Origin of the sequence: Roseixanthobacter psychrophilus (genome assembly GCF_043195195.1) — a bacterium.
Classification (GTDB): Bacteria; Pseudomonadota; Alphaproteobacteria; order Rhizobiales; family Xanthobacteraceae; genus NCEH01.
The window spans coordinates 88,758-103,716 of sequence record NZ_JBAFWT010000006.1 but is presented as its reverse complement, the minus strand read 5'-3'; the positions used below and the strand labels follow the sequence as shown (position 1 = coordinate 103,716).

The window sequence follows — 14,959 nt, the reverse complement described above, 5'->3', positions numbered from 1 at the left end:
ACCCGACGTAATGTGCTGAAGTTACAAAAAATCATGAAATATCAAATGTTTATATTTTCTGTGGCGCCGATGATGGATTGGACGGATCGGCATTGCCGGTCGTTTCACCGCACCCTTTCAGCCCGCGCCCGGCTCTATACCGAAATGGTCACGGCGTCAGCGGTGATCCATGGAGATCGCACCCGGCTACTTGGATTTTCGCCAATCGAGCATCCGGTTGCGGTCCAACTGGGCGGCAGCGATCCCGCGCAGCTGGCTCAGGCGGCACTGATTTGTGCCGAATTCGGCTATGATGAAATCAACCTGAACGTCGGCTGTCCCTCGGACCGGGTTCAGGGCGGTAATTTCGGCGCCTGCTTGATGCGCGAGCCCGAGTTGGTGGCCCGCTGCGTGGCTGCAATAAAAGGCGTGGTAGCCACCCCCGTGACCGTCAAATGCCGGATCGGCGTCGACGACCAGGATCCCGAGATCGCATTGGACGCACTGGCTGATGCCGTCATCGCCGCCGGAGTGGATGGGCTCATCGTTCATGCGCGCAAGGCTTGGCTCCAAGGCCTATCGCCGCGTGAGAACCGCGATATTCCCCCACTCGATTATGATCGGGTGCGTCGTCTGAAGGCCCGCGTGCCACATGTCCCGGTGGCCCTGAACGGAGGTCTTGCCTCTCTGGAGCAGGCGCAGGAGGAGACGGTCGGACTGGATGGCGTGATGTTCGGGCGAGCAGCCTATCAGAATCCCGAACTCCTGCTTGGCGTGGATCCGACGTTCCATGGCGTCGCGGCGCCCTATTCCAGCGCATTTGAGGCCGTGGAATCTTTCGAGCCCTATATCGCGGCCCATCTGGAATCCGGCGGGCGCCTGCACGACATTACCCGCCACATGCTCGGCCTGTTCACGGGCAAGCCCGGCGCCCGCACGTTCCGCCGCCGACTCTCCACCGACGGAATAGCGCCCGGCGCGGGGCTCGAGGTCTTGCGCGCCGCCCTTGACGATGTGCGCCGCGCACCCCGCCGCGCCGCCGCCTGACGTCTGGACAGGACTGTCGGTTCGGGCGCAGGTTGCGCGCCCGTCCGCCCCGCTTGAACGCTTCGCGCGTCCATCTCTCTTGAGGCCGTTTTCATGCTTTCCTCCATTTCCTGGAGCGAACTCGCCTATCTGTCGCTAGCGCTTGTGGCCGGTGGGGTCGTCACCGGGCTTCTTGCAGGCTTGCTAGGGGTCGGCGGCGGTGCGGTGATCGTGCCTGTACTCTATGAGGTGTTCCGTATCATCGGGGTTGCCGAGGATGTGCGCATGCAGTTGTGCGTCGGCACCTCGCTTGCGATCATCGTGCCGACCTCGATCTTATCCTACCGCGCCCATAAGGCGCGCGGGGCGGTGATGGAGGGCGTGCTGAAGGCCTGGAGCCTGCCGGCGATCGCCGGCATCATCGTCGGCAGCGCCATCGCGGCCTTTCTCGACGGTTGGATCCTGCAAGCGGCATTCGTGGTGATCGCCACATTGATGGCCATCAAAGCGTTGTTCGGCCGTGCCGACTGGCGTCTTGGAACACAACTGCCTGGCCGCGCGGCCCTCTGGGGCTATGGTTTCGCCATCGGGCTCGCCGCGTCGCTGATCGGTATCAGCGGTGGCGGCATTTCCAGTATCATTCTCGGACTCTACGGCGTCCCGATCCACGCGGCCGTCGCCACGTCCGCAGGAATCGGCATGCTGATCCCTCTGCCCGGCATCGTCGGTTATGCCATCGCAGGCTGGTCGCATTCGGCGGAGCTACCGCCGCTGTCACTCGGCTATGTGTCGCTGCTGGGGTTTGCCTGCATGGCGCCGGTGAGCGCCCTTGTGGCGCCCTTCGGCGCGCGGCTAGCTCACCGTCTGTCGCGCCGGAATCTTGAGATTGGCTTCGGCCTGTTTCTCCTCATCATGGCGTTGCGGTTTCTCATCGCCATCGTTGTCGGATAGATCGGCCAGCCTTACCAAGTGCTGCGAAAACCGGCGGTGATGCTGCGGTTGATCTCACTTCCGGTGTCGGCGACCGTGGTAGTCACCACCAGCGGGCCGATCAGGTTTTGCTGAGCGCTGAGCGAGGGAAGCCAGCTGTGACGATCGCTGGCCACCGAAGTGCCCAGGCTGAGGCGCGTGCCGGTTTCCCGCAGGTTGAGGCTCACCGATTTATCGCTGGTCCACCCCTCACTTCCGGTCGGGGCGACTGTCACCGCGTAGGCGTCGCTGAGTTCCGCGCTCAGCTGGCCTCCGAGAGACCATTCGCGGGAAAAGCTGGTTCCGAGCTGGCTCTGATCTTGAACGGGATCCAGCCGGACGTTTACTGTCCCCTTGTCCCAGAACAGCAGGTTGGACACTCCGGGCATGGCCACCTTGGCCCAGGCCACGGCACCCGACGTATCGCTCGACGTCCAAGGCAGATTGGAGCGCGGCTGCACGGTGGTAATCTGTGCCGCGGGTAACGAGAGATCGACACCGAACTCGGCAAGGCTCCATGAATTCAACGCGCCAGTGGCGGTCACGGAGGATGACCCGTCGGCGTTGGCGGTGCGCGAAACGTGGCCCGATACTTCTTGCGCGGCCACGGGCGCGCCGCCGACGGCAACGAGCAGTATCGGAACACACAGAGGCGCAACAGGACGCCCCAACCAAGCCCAGGCAGAGTGGGCTAGAGGTCCCCAAACATGTGGCGGCAGGGGCAAATGGGCACGGGGCAAACGGATTTGCGGCATGTCCTCTCCGTCGATGCGAGCGGTCTGAAACGTCCGAGGACGTCCAGTTTCCATCTCACCTCACAAACCCCAGCCCATCCCCAGTAGGTCAGAGGCAGGTTAAAGAAATCTTGCCGCAGCGCAATATGCTCAACGTGGCTCCATGCATGCGCCGCATGTCTCCCGGCGCGGACGGTCGCTTCGCACGCTTGCCGCGCGACGGCCCCGCGTTTATCCCCGGCCTCAGGGAGACCAAGATGACGCCACCTAAAGACATCACCGCCGACGCCACACAGGCCCTGCTTCTCCGCATCGCTGACGCACTGGAACGGCTGGCTCCGCCATCTGTGCTCACGCCGGATTTCGAGACCGCCGACGCATTTGTCTGGCATACCCAGCCGAACCGTTTCGAGCCGGTGAAGCGGGTCAATCGGGTGGAGATGGAATTGCTCCAGGGCATTGACCGGGTGCGCGACCAACTTGTGGACAATACCGAACGCTTTGCGCGCGCGCTGCCGGCCAACAATGCGCTGCTTTGGGGCGCGCGCGGCATGGGCAAGAGTTCGCTTGTGAAAGCGTCCCACGCCCACATCAACCGCACCGTTCTCGCGCAAGACACCACCGGCCGCAGACTGAAGCTTGTGGAAATTCACCGCGAAGACATAGAGACACTGCCTGTCCTGATGTCCTTGGTGCGGAATTCCCATCACCGTTTCATCGTGTTCTGCGATGACCTATCCTTCGACGGCGACGACACCACTTACAAATCGCTCAAGGCGGTGTTGGAAGGTGGCATCGAGGGGCGTCCGGAGAATGTGATCTTCTACGCGACTTCCAATCGCCGGCATCTTCTGCCGCGCGACATGATGGAGAACGAGAGATCGACGGCAATCAATCCCGGAGAGGCGGTGGAAGAGAAGGTCTCGCTTTCCGACCGGTTCGGATTGTGGCTCGGTTTCCACAAATGCAGCCAGGACGAATATCTCGAGATGGTCGCCTCCTATGTGGCTCACCATGCCATCCCGATGGGGGAGGATCAGTGGCGGCCGCTCGCGCTTGAATGGGCGACGACGCGCGGCTCGCGCTCGGGCCGAACGGCCTGGCAGTTCGTGCAGGATCTCGCGGGCCGGCTTGGCGTACCGCTCGCGGCGCCCACGGCTTGAAGAGGAACTTCGGACGAAAAAGGCCGACCCTGAGGGGCCGGCCTTTTTGTTTTGAGGTGAAAGCCGATGCTCAGTTGCGGGTGACGATGCAGGTACCACCTTGGGCCTGAAGCGCGTTGCAGAGAGTGTTGGCTTCGTCGCGGGTCGAGAACGGCCCGACCTGAGCGCGATAATAAATACCCTTCTCACCAAGATCGGCCCGGCGCACCGTCGCCTTATAGCTGCCGAGCAACTGGGGATAGCGCCCCTGCAGAACCTTCCAGGAGCCCAGGGCATCACTCTCGGACTTCTGTGACGACACCTGCACCACATAAGAGCCATTGGCGACCGCCACGGGAGCGGCCGATGCTGTGGCTGGTGCTGCGGCCGGCTGAGCGGTGGCTGGCGTGGTGGTCACAGCTTTCGGGGCCGGCGCTCCTGTCGGGATCGGATTCTGCATCGGCGCATAGGCCGTGGGCGCCACCCCGGCCTGTGCAACAGTCGGCGCGGAAATGGGTGCGCCATTCTCCACCACGCTGCCATCGGCGCGCACCGCAAGCGTCTTCACGCGCTTCGGCTCGGTGGAAGGCGCGGCCGCGGGCGGTGCCCCCGCTGCAGCTGCTGCGGCTGCAGCATTAACGTCCATGGGCTGCTCTTCGCGCGGCACCACGCGTTCCGTGCCGGGAGCGCTTCCAACGCGGTCGTAGATCAGCTTCTGCCCATCGGCTGAGGGGGTGCTGGGAGCGGGGCCAGCCACTTTGGTCGGGGCGCTATCTGCCTTGATGACCGGCGGCGGTTCGCCGTTCGATGAGGCTCCGCTGCCGCTGTTCACCATGCGGTAGGCGAATAGGCCTGCGGCCGACGCGACGCCGACACAGAGCACTGCGGCGACGATGACCAAAGCTGTCCGTGCTTTGCGTTGGCGCGGTTCGGTTTCATAAACTTCCTCGGCATGAGGGGGCATATAGCCTTCCTCGCCATAGGCCGGGTCGTAGGTGTCGTCATAATCCTCGTAGCCGTCACCCTGCGCTTCTCCGCCATAGGCATAGCCGGCCTCCGGGTCGTCCTCATCTTCAGGATGCCGGGCGGATGGCTCAGGCGCACTCTGCCGCACCGGGGCGGCAGGGCGGGAATCATATTCGTCCAAAGGCTGGCGGGTTTCGGCGCGACGCGATAGCGAGCCGTATCCCAGCCGCACTGAACTGCGGCTCTGCTCGGCCGCGACCTCTTGCTCGAGCGCATCCCAGCTCGACTGGGTATCTTGCGGCCTGGCACGGGTGAGCGCCTCGTCCCCAGGCACTGCGCGACCAGTCGGTTCTGGAGGAACGTTTTCGCGACTGCCGCGACGCCCGGGCTGCCAATCATCGAACCGGCGCTCAACTGGCGGCGCGGCGAACTGAGGGGGCGCCGTGGCTTCGGTACGGGTGGGCCGGGCGCGGGGCGTCGGCGCGGCTGCAGGCTGCTCCTGCCCCATGTCTGCGAAGTCGGCGAACGGATCCTGTTCGCCGATCAGGCGCGCCAGTTCAGCCAGCGCATCCTCTTTGCGCCCGCGGCCGGGAGCTGAGTTCGCGGCTGGCGACGGCGCGTGACTGTCATGTTCGTCATCGCGCCGGTAGCGGAAGCTGCTTTCGTCGCCCATGTGGCCTCAATCATGTTTGGTAGGACCGGAACTCCGCACCCCCCAAACCCAACCATACGGCACACGGGTCGGAACGGACGACGCGGTCACTTCAATTCTTGAACGGCCTCGACCCCAAGTACGGACAAGCCCGAGGCGAGCACCGCAGCCACGCCATGGACCAGTCCTAGACGTGCTAAGGTCAATTCTCGATCATTCTCCATAATGAAGCGTAAATGTGGCAATTCATTTCCTCGATTCCACTGCCCGTGAAAATCGCTGGCCAAATCGTGTAAATAGAAGGCGATACGGTGAGGTTCGCGGGCGATTGCTGCCTGTTCGATCAGCCGCGGCCAACCAGCGAGACGCGCAAGAAGCCCCAACTCACCCGGATCGTCCAGCCGCTCCAGCGGCGCGTGGGCATAAACTTCTGCCGTTTCGGGCATGGATGCAAATTGTTCTTTGGCTTTGCGCAGGATCGAGTGGGCGCGAGCATGCGCATATTGAACGTAGAACACGGGATTTTCCCGTGACTGCTCGATCACTTTGGCAAGGTCGAAGTCGAGCGGTGCGTCGTTCTTGCGAAACAGCATCATGAAGCGCACGGCATCGCGGCCCACCTCGTCCACGACGTCGCGTAGCGTCACGAAGGATCCCGCGCGCTTCGACATGCGCACCGGTTCCCCGTTGCGATAGAGCCGAACCAACTGGCACAGTTCAACGTCGAGCGAGGCTTGGCCGCCGGTCACGGCCTTCACAGCCGCCTGCATCCGCTTGACGTAGCCACCGTGATCCGCCCCCCACACGTCGATCATGCGGTTGAAGCCGCGATCGAATTTGTCCTTGTGATATGCGATATCGCCGGCAAAATAAGTGTAGCTGCCGTCCGACTTGACCAACGGGCGGTCGACATCGTCGCCGAAGGCTGTGGAGCGGAACAGGCTTTGCTCGCGATCCTCCCAATCCTCGATCGGCGCACCCTTTGGCGGCGGCAAGCGGCCCTCGTAGACCTCACCCGAGCGTCGCAATTGCTCGATCATGAGGCCGACGCGATCGGCGCCTACTGTCAGCGAGCGCTCCGAGAAGAACACGTCGAATTCGATGCCGAGCGCCGCGAGATCGGCACGGATCATGACCATCATGGCGCCGATGGCGAAGCTGCGGAACACCGGAAGCCACTCGCTTTCCGGAGCCTCGATGAAGGCGGCACCGTGCATCTGCGCGAGTTCGCGGCCGACCGGCACGAGATAATCGCCGGGATAGAGGCCGTCGGGAATTTCCGCCGTCTGCCCGGTGACCGCCTCGCGATAGCGCAGGAAGACCGAGCGGCCGAGGACGTCCACCTGGGCGCCCGCATCGTTGATGTAATATTCCCGGGTCACCTTGTAGCCGGCGAAGGCCAGCAGGCTCGCCATGGCGTCGCCAAACACCGCGCCCCGACAATGGCCCACATGCATGGGGCCGGTGGGATTGGCAGAGACATATTCCACATTGACTGCCGCGCCGTCGCCCAGGGTTGAGCGGCCGTAATTGCCGCTTGACCGCAGGATTGCGGCGAGCACGACCGGCCAAAAGCCAGAATCCAGCGTCAGATTGATGAAGCCTGGCCCCGCTACATCCACCTTCGCCACCCGGGGAACATTGGCCAGCCGCGCCGCAATGCGCTCGGCCAGATCCCGCGGCTTCATGCCCGCATCCTTGGCCAGCACCATGGCCGCATTGGTGGCGAGATGGCCATGGGTCGGGTCGCGCGGCGGCTCCACCACAATGCGCCCCAGGTCGAGACCCTCGGGCGTGCGGCCTTCTCCCAACTGGCCCAGACGGGCAAGTTCGGCGACGGCTTCTCGCACGTGATCGGCGAAGATCGCGTAGACGTTCATGGGACAATCCAATGTGGTGAGGGCACGCGGCGCCTAACGCAAATCCGGCGTCGTGTCAAAATAGCGCGCATGTTGGTCGAGCGCGTAACGGTCGGTCATGCCGGCGATATAGTCGGCGACGCGGCGGATCAAGCGGGGGGTATCGGAGAGGTCGATGTCGTCCCGCCAATCGGCGGGCATATCCTTCGGCGCGCTCAGGAAATGTGCAAACAGATCGCGCACCACCTGCGCCGCATCCTCCATAATGCGATCCACGCGGGGATGATGATACATGCGTGGAAACAGGAAATTCTTGATCGCCGCCTCCGCCGCCTCGACTTCGGCGGAAAATCCGACGAGCGGGCGGCCAAGCGCGCGGACCTCTTCGACACCCGACACGCCCGCCGCCTGGGCGCGCTTCGCGGTCTCGCTTACGACATCCTCAATGAGGCGAGTGATGATCCGGCGCATCATCTCATAGGCGGTGCGGTTTTGGTCGAGCTCAGGCCACATGGTGCGCACCTCGGCGAGAGCATCGCCGACCAATGGCAGCCCCGCGAGATCCTGCAGTTCAAACAGGCCCGCGCGCAGGCCGTCATCGATGTCGTGGACGTCATAGGCGATGTCGTCCGCAAGTGCCGCCACCTGTGCCTCCGGCCCCGCATGGCTCCACAATTCCAGATCCTGCGCGGCAGAATGGACTCTGATCGCGTGGGGCACCCCGGCCGCATAGCGGCCGATCCCCCTGCCCGACCGGCTGGTCATGGGACCATTGTGCTTGACGATCCCCTCCAGGGTTTCCCAGGTCAGATTGAGTCCGTCGAAAGCTGCGTAGCGACGCTCCAGGCGCGTGACGACGCGAAGGGATTGGGCATTGTGATCGAACCCGCCGTGGGTGCGCAGGCAGGCGTCGAGCGCCCGCTCGCCTGCGTGGGCGAACGGGGGGTGTCCGAGATCATGGGCAAGACCCAGAACCTCGGCCAGGTCCTCATCCAAGCCGAGGGCGCGGGCGATGGAGCGGGCCACCTGCACCACCTCGAGCGTATGGGTCAGGCGGGTGCGGAAATGATCACCTTCATGAAACACGAAGACCTGGGTCTTGTGCTTGAGGCGGCGGAAGGCCGTGGAATGGATGACGCGATCACAATCGCGGCGGAACACGTTACGACTGCCTTCCGGTTCGGCATGAAGCCGACCCCGCGAATGCAGGGGGTCGCTGGCGTAGGATACGCGCGGCGTCGATCCCAAAACCGCCATTACCACCCCTGTGCCCTTTAATTTAAGCGCGGCCGCACTTAACTATCATGTTGAACCGTGATCAACAGTCGAAGGCCGCCATGTCCAGCGCCGTGACACCGCAGACCGCATCTTCCATCGTCCCCTCCTCCGGCCCGTTCGTGGTGACAGAGAGCGCCGCGCGCCGCGTCGCCCAAATTCTCTCCGCCGAGGCGCCCGAGAGCGCGCTGCGGGTGAGCGTCGAAGGCGGGGGCTGTTCCGGATTTCAGTATCGCTTCGATGTAACGCAGAATCGCGACAGCGAGGATCTTGTGATCGAGCGGGAGGGCGCGACTATCCTGGTGGACAAGGTCTCGCTGGATTATCTCGTCGGGTCGCGGCTGGATTTCGTCGAGGATCTTATCGGGTCAGCCTTCAAGATCGACAATCCCCAGGCCACAGCCTCTTGCGGTTGCGGCACCAGCTTCTCCTTGTGAAGCTCCGATCCGGTAGGCACCTCCCCTTCCCAGCTCAGGCTCCCGCCGGTTCACTGCGGCGGGGGCAAATGCTGAGGCCAATCATTGTCCTGGCATGCGAACATGCGTTCGGTGCGGGCGATGATCACGAGATCTGGCTTGAAATTATAGATGTCGGCATAGTCGAAATCGCACGCGCCAAACGTGGTGCGGCTGAAATGCATCCACCCTGCCGCTGACACCGGGGTATATCCAAACAGCGCCGGCCATGTATCCACGGTGTAGGAATCGCCGATGACAAGGACACGCGGCCCCTCCTTGCGGAAGTGAATTACGTAGCCGTTGAAGCCCCGCGCCTCATGCTTGAGCCTCAGGGCCGGGTCCGGTTCCTTCTTGATTCCCGCCGGAAGACGCAGCTCCTGGTTGAGATCTGGCAGGGGGGGCGTGAGACGTAGCGTGCGCGCGAGATCGCCAACAGACATCGGCTTCAGCGGGCCGATCACCTTATTCACGTCGACCTGCCAGTCGGGATGTCCGGCGGCCACGAGCGTGGCGTTAAAAGCCAGGACCGAACTGAGATTGTTCCAGTGCGTGTCATTGGCCAGATAGCGGCGTGGCTCCGGCGAGGCTTTCAAAACCTTACGCAGATCCACCGTCGCGATCCCCGCCTTCTGCAGTTCGGCGAGCATGACGGTGTACTCGGTCGTGCGGCCGGGCACGCTATCCTGCCATTTTGGCAGGTCGTCCGTGTCCACAGACTGAGCATTGGGAGGTAGGGCCACGACGATCTTCACGCCGTGTGGGCCGAGGTGGGACCTGAGGCTTTCCATGAGGGCCACGAAGCGATTCACCGCCTCAGTGCGCATCAATTGCCCCGCCGACTGTTCCGGAGCTCTTTGCCCGGACCAGAACATTTGGCCGTTCCGTCCGAAATAGACGTTCTTCGTATCCGGGGAATCCAACGCATTCCGGATCTCGCGCCGGACAACAGGCATGGAGGCGCGGAAGCCGAAATTGTCCTGAAGATAAAGCCCAGCGCTCTGGAGCTGGCCGTGCATGCGGCCGAACCAATCGGCATCGTGCTTCGCGCCGCCGCGCCAGATGCCGCGGCCGAGCGGATCGGGTATTACATTGCTCAACAAGAGTGCTACCAGGATACCTACAACCAGGATTCCTAAGTAGCGGCGATACGAGACGAGCAAGCCAGTGCCTCACGTTAGCTGAGCAAAATGCCGACTGCGGTTGAGAGTCCAATGCAAATAATCTTGCTTCACTTGTGCTCACACCTGCCAAAAGATCAACATTCCTCTTGTTTCCGAATGCAAACAGTGTTTCCGCGCCTGGACGACATCAATCCGGTGGTCGCGGGAGATTGTCGGGCCATTTGTTCTTAAGGCAGGGAAACAGCCGCTCGGTACGGGCGATGACCAGCACGTCAGGGTTGAAGTCGCGGATATCGGCGAAGTCGAAATCGCAGGCGCCGCTGGAAAAGCGGCTGAAATGCATCCATCCCGCTTCGGCGACCGGCGTGAAGCCAAACAGGCCCGGCCATTGCGTGGCTGTGTAGGAATCGCCCACGATCAGTACGCGCGGACCTTTTTCCCTGAAATGAATGAAATAAGGCGTGAACTGGCGCGATTCGGTTTTCAGCCGCAGCGCCGGGTGCGGCTGCTTCACCCAGGCTGGATCGAAATTGAGACGCTGGTTTTCATTCGCCAGCGGAGTCTTGATCCGCAGGAGACGCGCAAGATCTCCCTGCGGGATCGGCTCCATCGGTCCGACCGCTTTCTTGAGGTCCACCTGCCAATCGGGATGACCTGCGGCAACCATGGTCGCGTTGAAGGCGATCGCGGCGCTGAGATGCGTCCAATGCGTATCGTTCGGTAAATATCGGCGGCTTTCCGGCGATGTTTTCAACACTTCGCGCAGATCGACCGCGGTGATTCCGTCTTTCCGGAGATCCGCCAGCATGAGCGAATATTCCGTGGGGCGCGGACGCACATATTGGTACCAGGTCGGCAGGTCCTGCACGTCGACCGTCTGGGCGTTGGGCGGGATGGCCACCACGAGCTTGGTGTGCGGCAGGCGGTCCTGCATTGCCTTCATGAGGGCGACGAAGCGCTCGACCGCCGGCACGCGATACAACTGGCCCGCCGTCTGTTCCGGGGCGCGCTCGCCGGACCAGAACATCTGTCCGTTCGGGCCGATATAGAGCGTGGTCGTGTCGGGCGAATACGCGAAATCACGCACGGTGCGGCGGACCACCGGCATGGAGGCGCGAAAGCCGAAATTGTCCTGGAGGTAAAAGCCGAAGCTGCGCAGATTGCCGTGGAAGCGCTCGAAGAACCCCGCCCCTTCCCGCGGCAGGCCGCGCCACGTGTGGAAGCCCAGCGGATCGGGAATGAGATTGCTCAGCAGCAGCAGCGTCAGGATGCCCATCACGAGGGCACCCAGATGGCGGCGATAGGAGACCAGCAGCGGCATGCCTCAGAACCGATAATAGAGGAAGGGCGTGCCCATGCCGCCGCCGATCCACACCACGCTGAAAAGCATCAGCACCGCGATCATCACATAATCGCCGACCGCAAGAAGCGGCTTCATTGCGGGCGACCAGCGGATGCGGGGCCACTTCCACAGACCTATGATTCCCCCGACGACCAACGCGGCGATGGACAGCGGATAAAGGCCGAAGCCGAACGCCACGCTATATCCGCCCACGCCATTGAAGCCGAAAAGGCCCTTGAACATGGCGATGGCGCCATCGAAGGTCTCGGCGCGGAACCAGACCCATCCCAGGAACACGGCGAGCAGGGTATAGAGATGCGCGAACCCCGCTGGCATGCGCTTCAGTAGCTTACCGAGCCCGGCCCGCTCGATCACCAGGAATGCGCCATGATGGGCGCCCCAGATGACGAAGTTCCAACTCGCTCCGTGCCACAAGCCGCAAAGCAAGAACACGGCCCACAGGTTCGCATAGGTGCGTGCGACGCCGCGCCGGTTGCCGCCCAGCGTGATGTAGACGTAATCCCGCAGCCAGGACGACAGGCTCATGTGCCAGCGGCGCCAGAACTCTGTGATGCTGAGCGAGGCGTAGGGGATGCGGAAGTTGCGCGGCAGGGTGAAGCCCACCATCACGCCCAGCCCGACCGCCATGGCGGAATAGCCGCCGAAGTCGAAATAGATCTGGATCGCGTAGGCATAGACCCCGGTCCAGGCTTCCAGCAGCGTCGGATTGGAGGTGCCGTCGAACACGGCATCCACCATTCGGGCGACCTCGTCGGCGATCAGCACCTTCCAGGCGAGGCCGAGCGCGAACAGCCGCGCACCTGCGGAGAAACGCCCCCAGGTGGTGCGCCGGTCCGACAATTGGTGCGCCACCAGGGAGTAGCGCACGATCGGGCCCGCCACGAGCTGCGGGAACATGGTCATGTAGAGGACGAATTCCCAAGGGTTGCGGTTGGCACGTACGCGCCCCTTGTAGATATCGGCAATATAGGAAATGGCGTGAAAGGAATAAAACGAAATACCCAGCGGGAGGGATATGTTTGGATTGACAAGATAGATCCCGAGCGGGTGCAGCAGGAAATCAAGATTATCGATAAGAAATCCGGTGTACTTGAAAAATCCAAGCATCAGGACGTTAAAAACCACGCCCAAAATGAGGAGGCGCTTGCGTCTTTGCCCTTCATTTTTGTCGACTGCAAGGGCGACGTAATAATTGACGACGATCGAAAAAAGAAGCAACAGCAGATGCGGTGTGTATCCGACCGAATAGAAAATAAGAGAGAAGACTACAAAGATAAAATTCTTCGTCTTTATCTGCTTCGCCGAAAAATACAGCAGCAGGAAAAGCGGCAGAAAATAGAATAAAAACTGAATGGATGCGAAGGTCATACGATCCGGGCCAGCAGGGTCGCGAGGAAGGAGTTCGAGATGGCATCCTTTCGCCTGTCAGGCAAGCCTCAATCCTGGTTTGCGTCGCGGCATCTCTGCACTATCCTGCACTTTCTCTCGGGAGTGTGACCGATGCGTATCGCCACCTGGAACGTGAATTCCATCCGCCAGCGTCTGGACCATGCCGTGCGGTGGCTGACAGAGGCGCAGCCGGACGTGGTCTGCCTGCAGGAGATTAAGTGCCAGACCGAGGCCTTTCCCCGCGAGCCGTTCGAGGCGCTCGGATATAACGTCACTGTGCATGGGCAGAAGACATTCAACGGCGTTGCCGTCCTGTCCAAGCTGCCTTTGGAGGACGTCACCCACGGCCTTGCCGGCAATGATGACGATGTTCAGGCCCGCTTCATCGAGGCGGTGGTCTCAACCAGGAGCGGCGCGGTTCGCGTGTGCTGCATCTATTTGCCCAACGGCAATCCGACCAACACGGAAAAATATCCCTACAAGCTCAACTTCATGGCGCGCCTGCACGATTTTGCGGCGGCGCGCCTGACGCTGGAGGAGCCTCTGCTCCTGTGCGGCGATTTCAATGTGATCCCCACCACTGAGGATGCCGCGGACCCGGCGGCGTGGGTGAATGATGCGTTGTTCCTGCCGCCGACGCGGGAGGCGTTTCGCGCCCTGGTCAATCTGGGGCTGGTCGATGCGGTCCGCGCGACATCACAATCTCCCAAGCTCTATAGCTTCTGGGATTATCAGGCTGGCGCTTTCCAGCGCGATCTTGGAATTCGCATCGACCATCTGCTGCTGTCACCGCAGGCCGCCGACAAGTTGATTGCCGCAGGCATCGACAAACACGTGCGCGCCTGGGAAAAGCCGTCCGATCATGTCCCAGTGTGGGTCGACCTCAAGATCGCGGCATAGGCACGAGGGACCGTTGTGCGCTCTCAGCGCTGCGCGGTTTTCAGCCATTGTTCGAGGTATTGGAGCGCCTGAGCCCGCTCCTCGGGGGTGGCCTCGGAGAAGGCGTCCTCGTAAAGCTCGACTACCCATTTATCCTGCGGCCCGGCGGCTCCATCGCGAGCCAGGGTCAGCCACATGAGACCGCGCGCGCCCTGTCGGTTGATGCCGTCATCGCCTCGAAACAGCATATTACCGAGTAAGGCCTGAGCTTCATACTGGCCCTTTTGCGACGACAGAATGAGCCAGCGGGCCGCCTGTCGAGGGTCACGCGGCGCGCCGACACCGTCCAGGTACATCTTGCCCAGGCGAAACTGCGCTTCCGAATCCCCGAAATAGGAGGCGGCGTAGGAATACATGTCCCGGGCGCGCGTCGGGTCGCGCCGCACGGCTGAATTGGGAATGCCCTGCAGATAGTAGGAACCGAGCGCTACGAACGCGCTCGCGACAAAGCGAGCCTGGGCTGTGCCTGGGTAATCCTCGGCGTGGCTGTTGGCGACCCGGCTGAAGTATTCAAAGGCCTTGATGTCGTCGCGCTTCACGCCGTCCCCGTCGGCATACATGCGGCCGAGCTTCCATTGGGCGGCGGGATGCCCCTGCTCAGCAGCATAGCGCAGCGCGTCCACGCCCTTGGCGGTTTGCCCGAGGCGCAGGGCCTGGGCTCCGGACCGAAACGCCTCGTCAACCGGGCGAACGCCGGGGCTTCCGGGAACATTGGCCGGAGGTGTCAATTGCTCGGGGACGGTGTGATCCGACTGCGCATTGCCGTCGAATGCGAGTGCGGGCGTCGCCAGCACCCCGCATAGCAGCAGCGCCGCCGCGAAAGTCTCCCGACGGGGGCCCTTTGCCGCGATCCGGCGCACACCAAGGCCACGCCCGGTATCGGACGCACGGCGCTTCAATAGAGAGCGGCTTTTGCTAACCATGATGGAGGGAAGGTGCCATGGGGTGGGGGCGAGATCGGGGCCGAGCCAAGGCCAAGCCGAGGATTCTCCTGGGCGTCCCCGCTCTGCTGCCGCAATCGACAGACCGTGTCCGGCCTTATGCCCTATCATCCCGGATCACCCTCGACGCGGCAGCCGGAAACACT

13 protein-coding genes are annotated in these 14,959 nt (G+C 62.5%); 5 read left to right on the top strand and 8 right to left on the bottom strand.

Features of this window, described 5'->3' with window-relative positions:
- Nucleotides 1-33 precede the first annotated feature (33 nt).
- Together dusA and V5F77_RS08520 are read left to right on the top strand one after the other, a co-directional pair.
- Nucleotides 34-1,026, top strand: coding sequence for a tRNA dihydrouridine(20/20a) synthase DusA (dusA, locus tag V5F77_RS08525; RefSeq protein WP_429004919.1), 993 nt, complete (start codon nucleotides 34-36; stop codon nucleotides 1,024-1,026).
- 93 nt (nucleotides 1,027-1,119) lie between these two features.
- Complete coding sequence (locus V5F77_RS08520; RefSeq protein ID WP_429004918.1) at nucleotides 1,120-1,956, top strand: sulfite exporter TauE/SafE family protein; 837 nt, start codon at nucleotides 1,120-1,122, stop codon at nucleotides 1,954-1,956.
- An 11-nt stretch (nucleotides 1,957-1,967) separates the two neighbouring features.
- On the opposite strand, the gene V5F77_RS08515 is transcribed toward V5F77_RS08520, so the two are convergent.
- Nucleotides 1,968-2,582, bottom strand: a complete 615-nt coding sequence (locus V5F77_RS08515) for a hypothetical protein (protein ID WP_429004917.1) — start codon at nucleotides 2,580-2,582, stop codon at nucleotides 1,968-1,970.
- A 383-nt stretch (nucleotides 2,583-2,965) separates the two neighbouring features.
- Here V5F77_RS08515 and V5F77_RS08510 point away from each other — a divergent pair, with 383 nt between their 5' ends.
- A complete protein-coding gene (locus V5F77_RS08510) occupies nucleotides 2,966-3,871 on the top strand; it encodes an ATP-binding protein (protein ID WP_429004916.1) in 906 nt (301 codons plus the stop codon).
- 70 nt (nucleotides 3,872-3,941) lie between these two features.
- Here V5F77_RS08510 and V5F77_RS08505 read toward each other — a convergent pair whose 3' ends face one another.
- From V5F77_RS08505 to V5F77_RS08495, 3 genes are all read right to left on the bottom strand, one after another.
- Nucleotides 3,942-5,489: an SPOR domain-containing protein gene (locus V5F77_RS08505; RefSeq protein WP_429004915.1), complete on the bottom strand. Its 1,548-nt coding sequence runs from the start codon at nucleotides 5,487-5,489 to the stop codon at nucleotides 3,942-3,944.
- An 86-nt stretch (nucleotides 5,490-5,575) separates the two neighbouring features.
- Nucleotides 5,576-7,348 carry an arginine--tRNA ligase gene (gene argS, locus V5F77_RS08500; RefSeq protein ID WP_429004914.1) on the bottom strand — a complete coding sequence of 591 codons (1,773 nt, stop codon included), beginning with the start codon at nucleotides 7,346-7,348 and terminating at the stop codon, nucleotides 5,576-5,578.
- Between the two features lie 33 nt (nucleotides 7,349-7,381).
- The gene (locus V5F77_RS08495; protein WP_429004913.1) at nucleotides 7,382-8,584 is read right to left on the bottom strand and encodes a deoxyguanosinetriphosphate triphosphohydrolase; all 1,203 of its coding nucleotides are present in this window, start codon (nucleotides 8,582-8,584) and stop codon (nucleotides 7,382-7,384) included.
- 80 nt (nucleotides 8,585-8,664) lie between these two features.
- Between V5F77_RS08495 and erpA the strand changes: the two genes are divergently transcribed.
- Nucleotides 8,665-9,039 carry an iron-sulfur cluster insertion protein ErpA gene (gene erpA / locus V5F77_RS08490; RefSeq protein ID WP_429004912.1) on the top strand — a complete coding sequence of 125 codons (375 nt, stop codon included), beginning with the start codon at nucleotides 8,665-8,667 and terminating at the stop codon, nucleotides 9,037-9,039.
- Between the two features lie 50 nt (nucleotides 9,040-9,089).
- Here the strand turns inward: erpA and V5F77_RS08485 are convergent, their stop codons facing one another.
- From V5F77_RS08485 to V5F77_RS08475, 3 genes are all read right to left on the bottom strand, one after another.
- Nucleotides 9,090-10,220 carry an alginate O-acetyltransferase AlgX-related protein gene (locus tag V5F77_RS08485; protein WP_429004911.1) on the bottom strand — a complete coding sequence of 377 codons (1,131 nt, stop codon included), beginning with the start codon at nucleotides 10,218-10,220 and terminating at the stop codon, nucleotides 9,090-9,092.
- A gap of 148 nt (nucleotides 10,221-10,368) precedes the next feature.
- Complete coding sequence (locus tag V5F77_RS08480) at nucleotides 10,369-11,502, bottom strand: alginate O-acetyltransferase AlgX-related protein (RefSeq protein WP_429004910.1); 1,134 nt, start codon at nucleotides 11,500-11,502, stop codon at nucleotides 10,369-10,371.
- A gap of 3 nt (nucleotides 11,503-11,505) precedes the next feature.
- Nucleotides 11,506-12,651, bottom strand: a complete 1,146-nt coding sequence (locus V5F77_RS08475) for an MBOAT family O-acyltransferase (protein ID WP_429004909.1) — start codon at nucleotides 12,649-12,651, stop codon at nucleotides 11,506-11,508.
- A gap of 393 nt (nucleotides 12,652-13,044) precedes the next feature.
- Here V5F77_RS08475 and xth point away from each other — a divergent pair, with 393 nt between their 5' ends.
- Nucleotides 13,045-13,833: an exodeoxyribonuclease III gene (xth, locus tag V5F77_RS08470; RefSeq protein WP_429004908.1), complete on the top strand. Its 789-nt coding sequence runs from the start codon at nucleotides 13,045-13,047 to the stop codon at nucleotides 13,831-13,833.
- Nucleotides 13,834-13,856: 23 nt separating this feature from the next.
- Here xth and V5F77_RS08465 read toward each other — a convergent pair whose 3' ends face one another.
- Nucleotides 13,857-14,663 carry a tetratricopeptide repeat protein gene (locus V5F77_RS08465; protein WP_429005027.1) on the bottom strand — a complete coding sequence of 269 codons (807 nt, stop codon included), beginning with the start codon at nucleotides 14,661-14,663 and terminating at the stop codon, nucleotides 13,857-13,859.
- Nucleotides 14,664-14,959 lie beyond the last annotated feature (296 nt).

Coding starts and splice junctions, on each gene's coding strand:
- erpA (WP_429004912.1), top strand. CDS start 8,665: ATGTCCAGCGCCGTGACACCGCAGACCGCATCTTCCATCGTCCCCTCC.
- V5F77_RS08520 (WP_429004918.1), top strand. CDS start 1,120: ATGCTTTCCTCCATTTCCTGGAGCGAACTCGCCTATCTGTCGCTAGCG.
- xth (WP_429004908.1), top strand. CDS start 13,045: ATGCGTATCGCCACCTGGAACGTGAATTCCATCCGCCAGCGTCTGGAC.
- V5F77_RS08480 (WP_429004910.1), bottom strand. CDS start 11,502: ATGCCGCTGCTGGTCTCCTATCGCCGCCATCTGGGTGCCCTCGTGATG.
- V5F77_RS08495 (WP_429004913.1), bottom strand. CDS start 8,584: ATGGCGGTTTTGGGATCGACGCCGCGCGTATCCTACGCCAGCGACCCC.
- V5F77_RS08475 (WP_429004909.1), bottom strand. CDS start 12,651: ATGCTTGGATTTTTCAAGTACACCGGATTTCTTATCGATAATCTTGAT.
- V5F77_RS08505 (WP_429004915.1), bottom strand. CDS start 5,489: ATGGGCGACGAAAGCAGCTTCCGCTACCGGCGCGATGACGAACATGAC.
- argS (WP_429004914.1), bottom strand. CDS start 7,348: ATGAACGTCTACGCGATCTTCGCCGATCACGTGCGAGAAGCCGTCGCC.
- V5F77_RS08510 (WP_429004916.1), top strand. CDS start 2,966: ATGACGCCACCTAAAGACATCACCGCCGACGCCACACAGGCCCTGCTT.
- dusA (WP_429004919.1), top strand. CDS start 34: ATGAAATATCAAATGTTTATATTTTCTGTGGCGCCGATGATGGATTGG.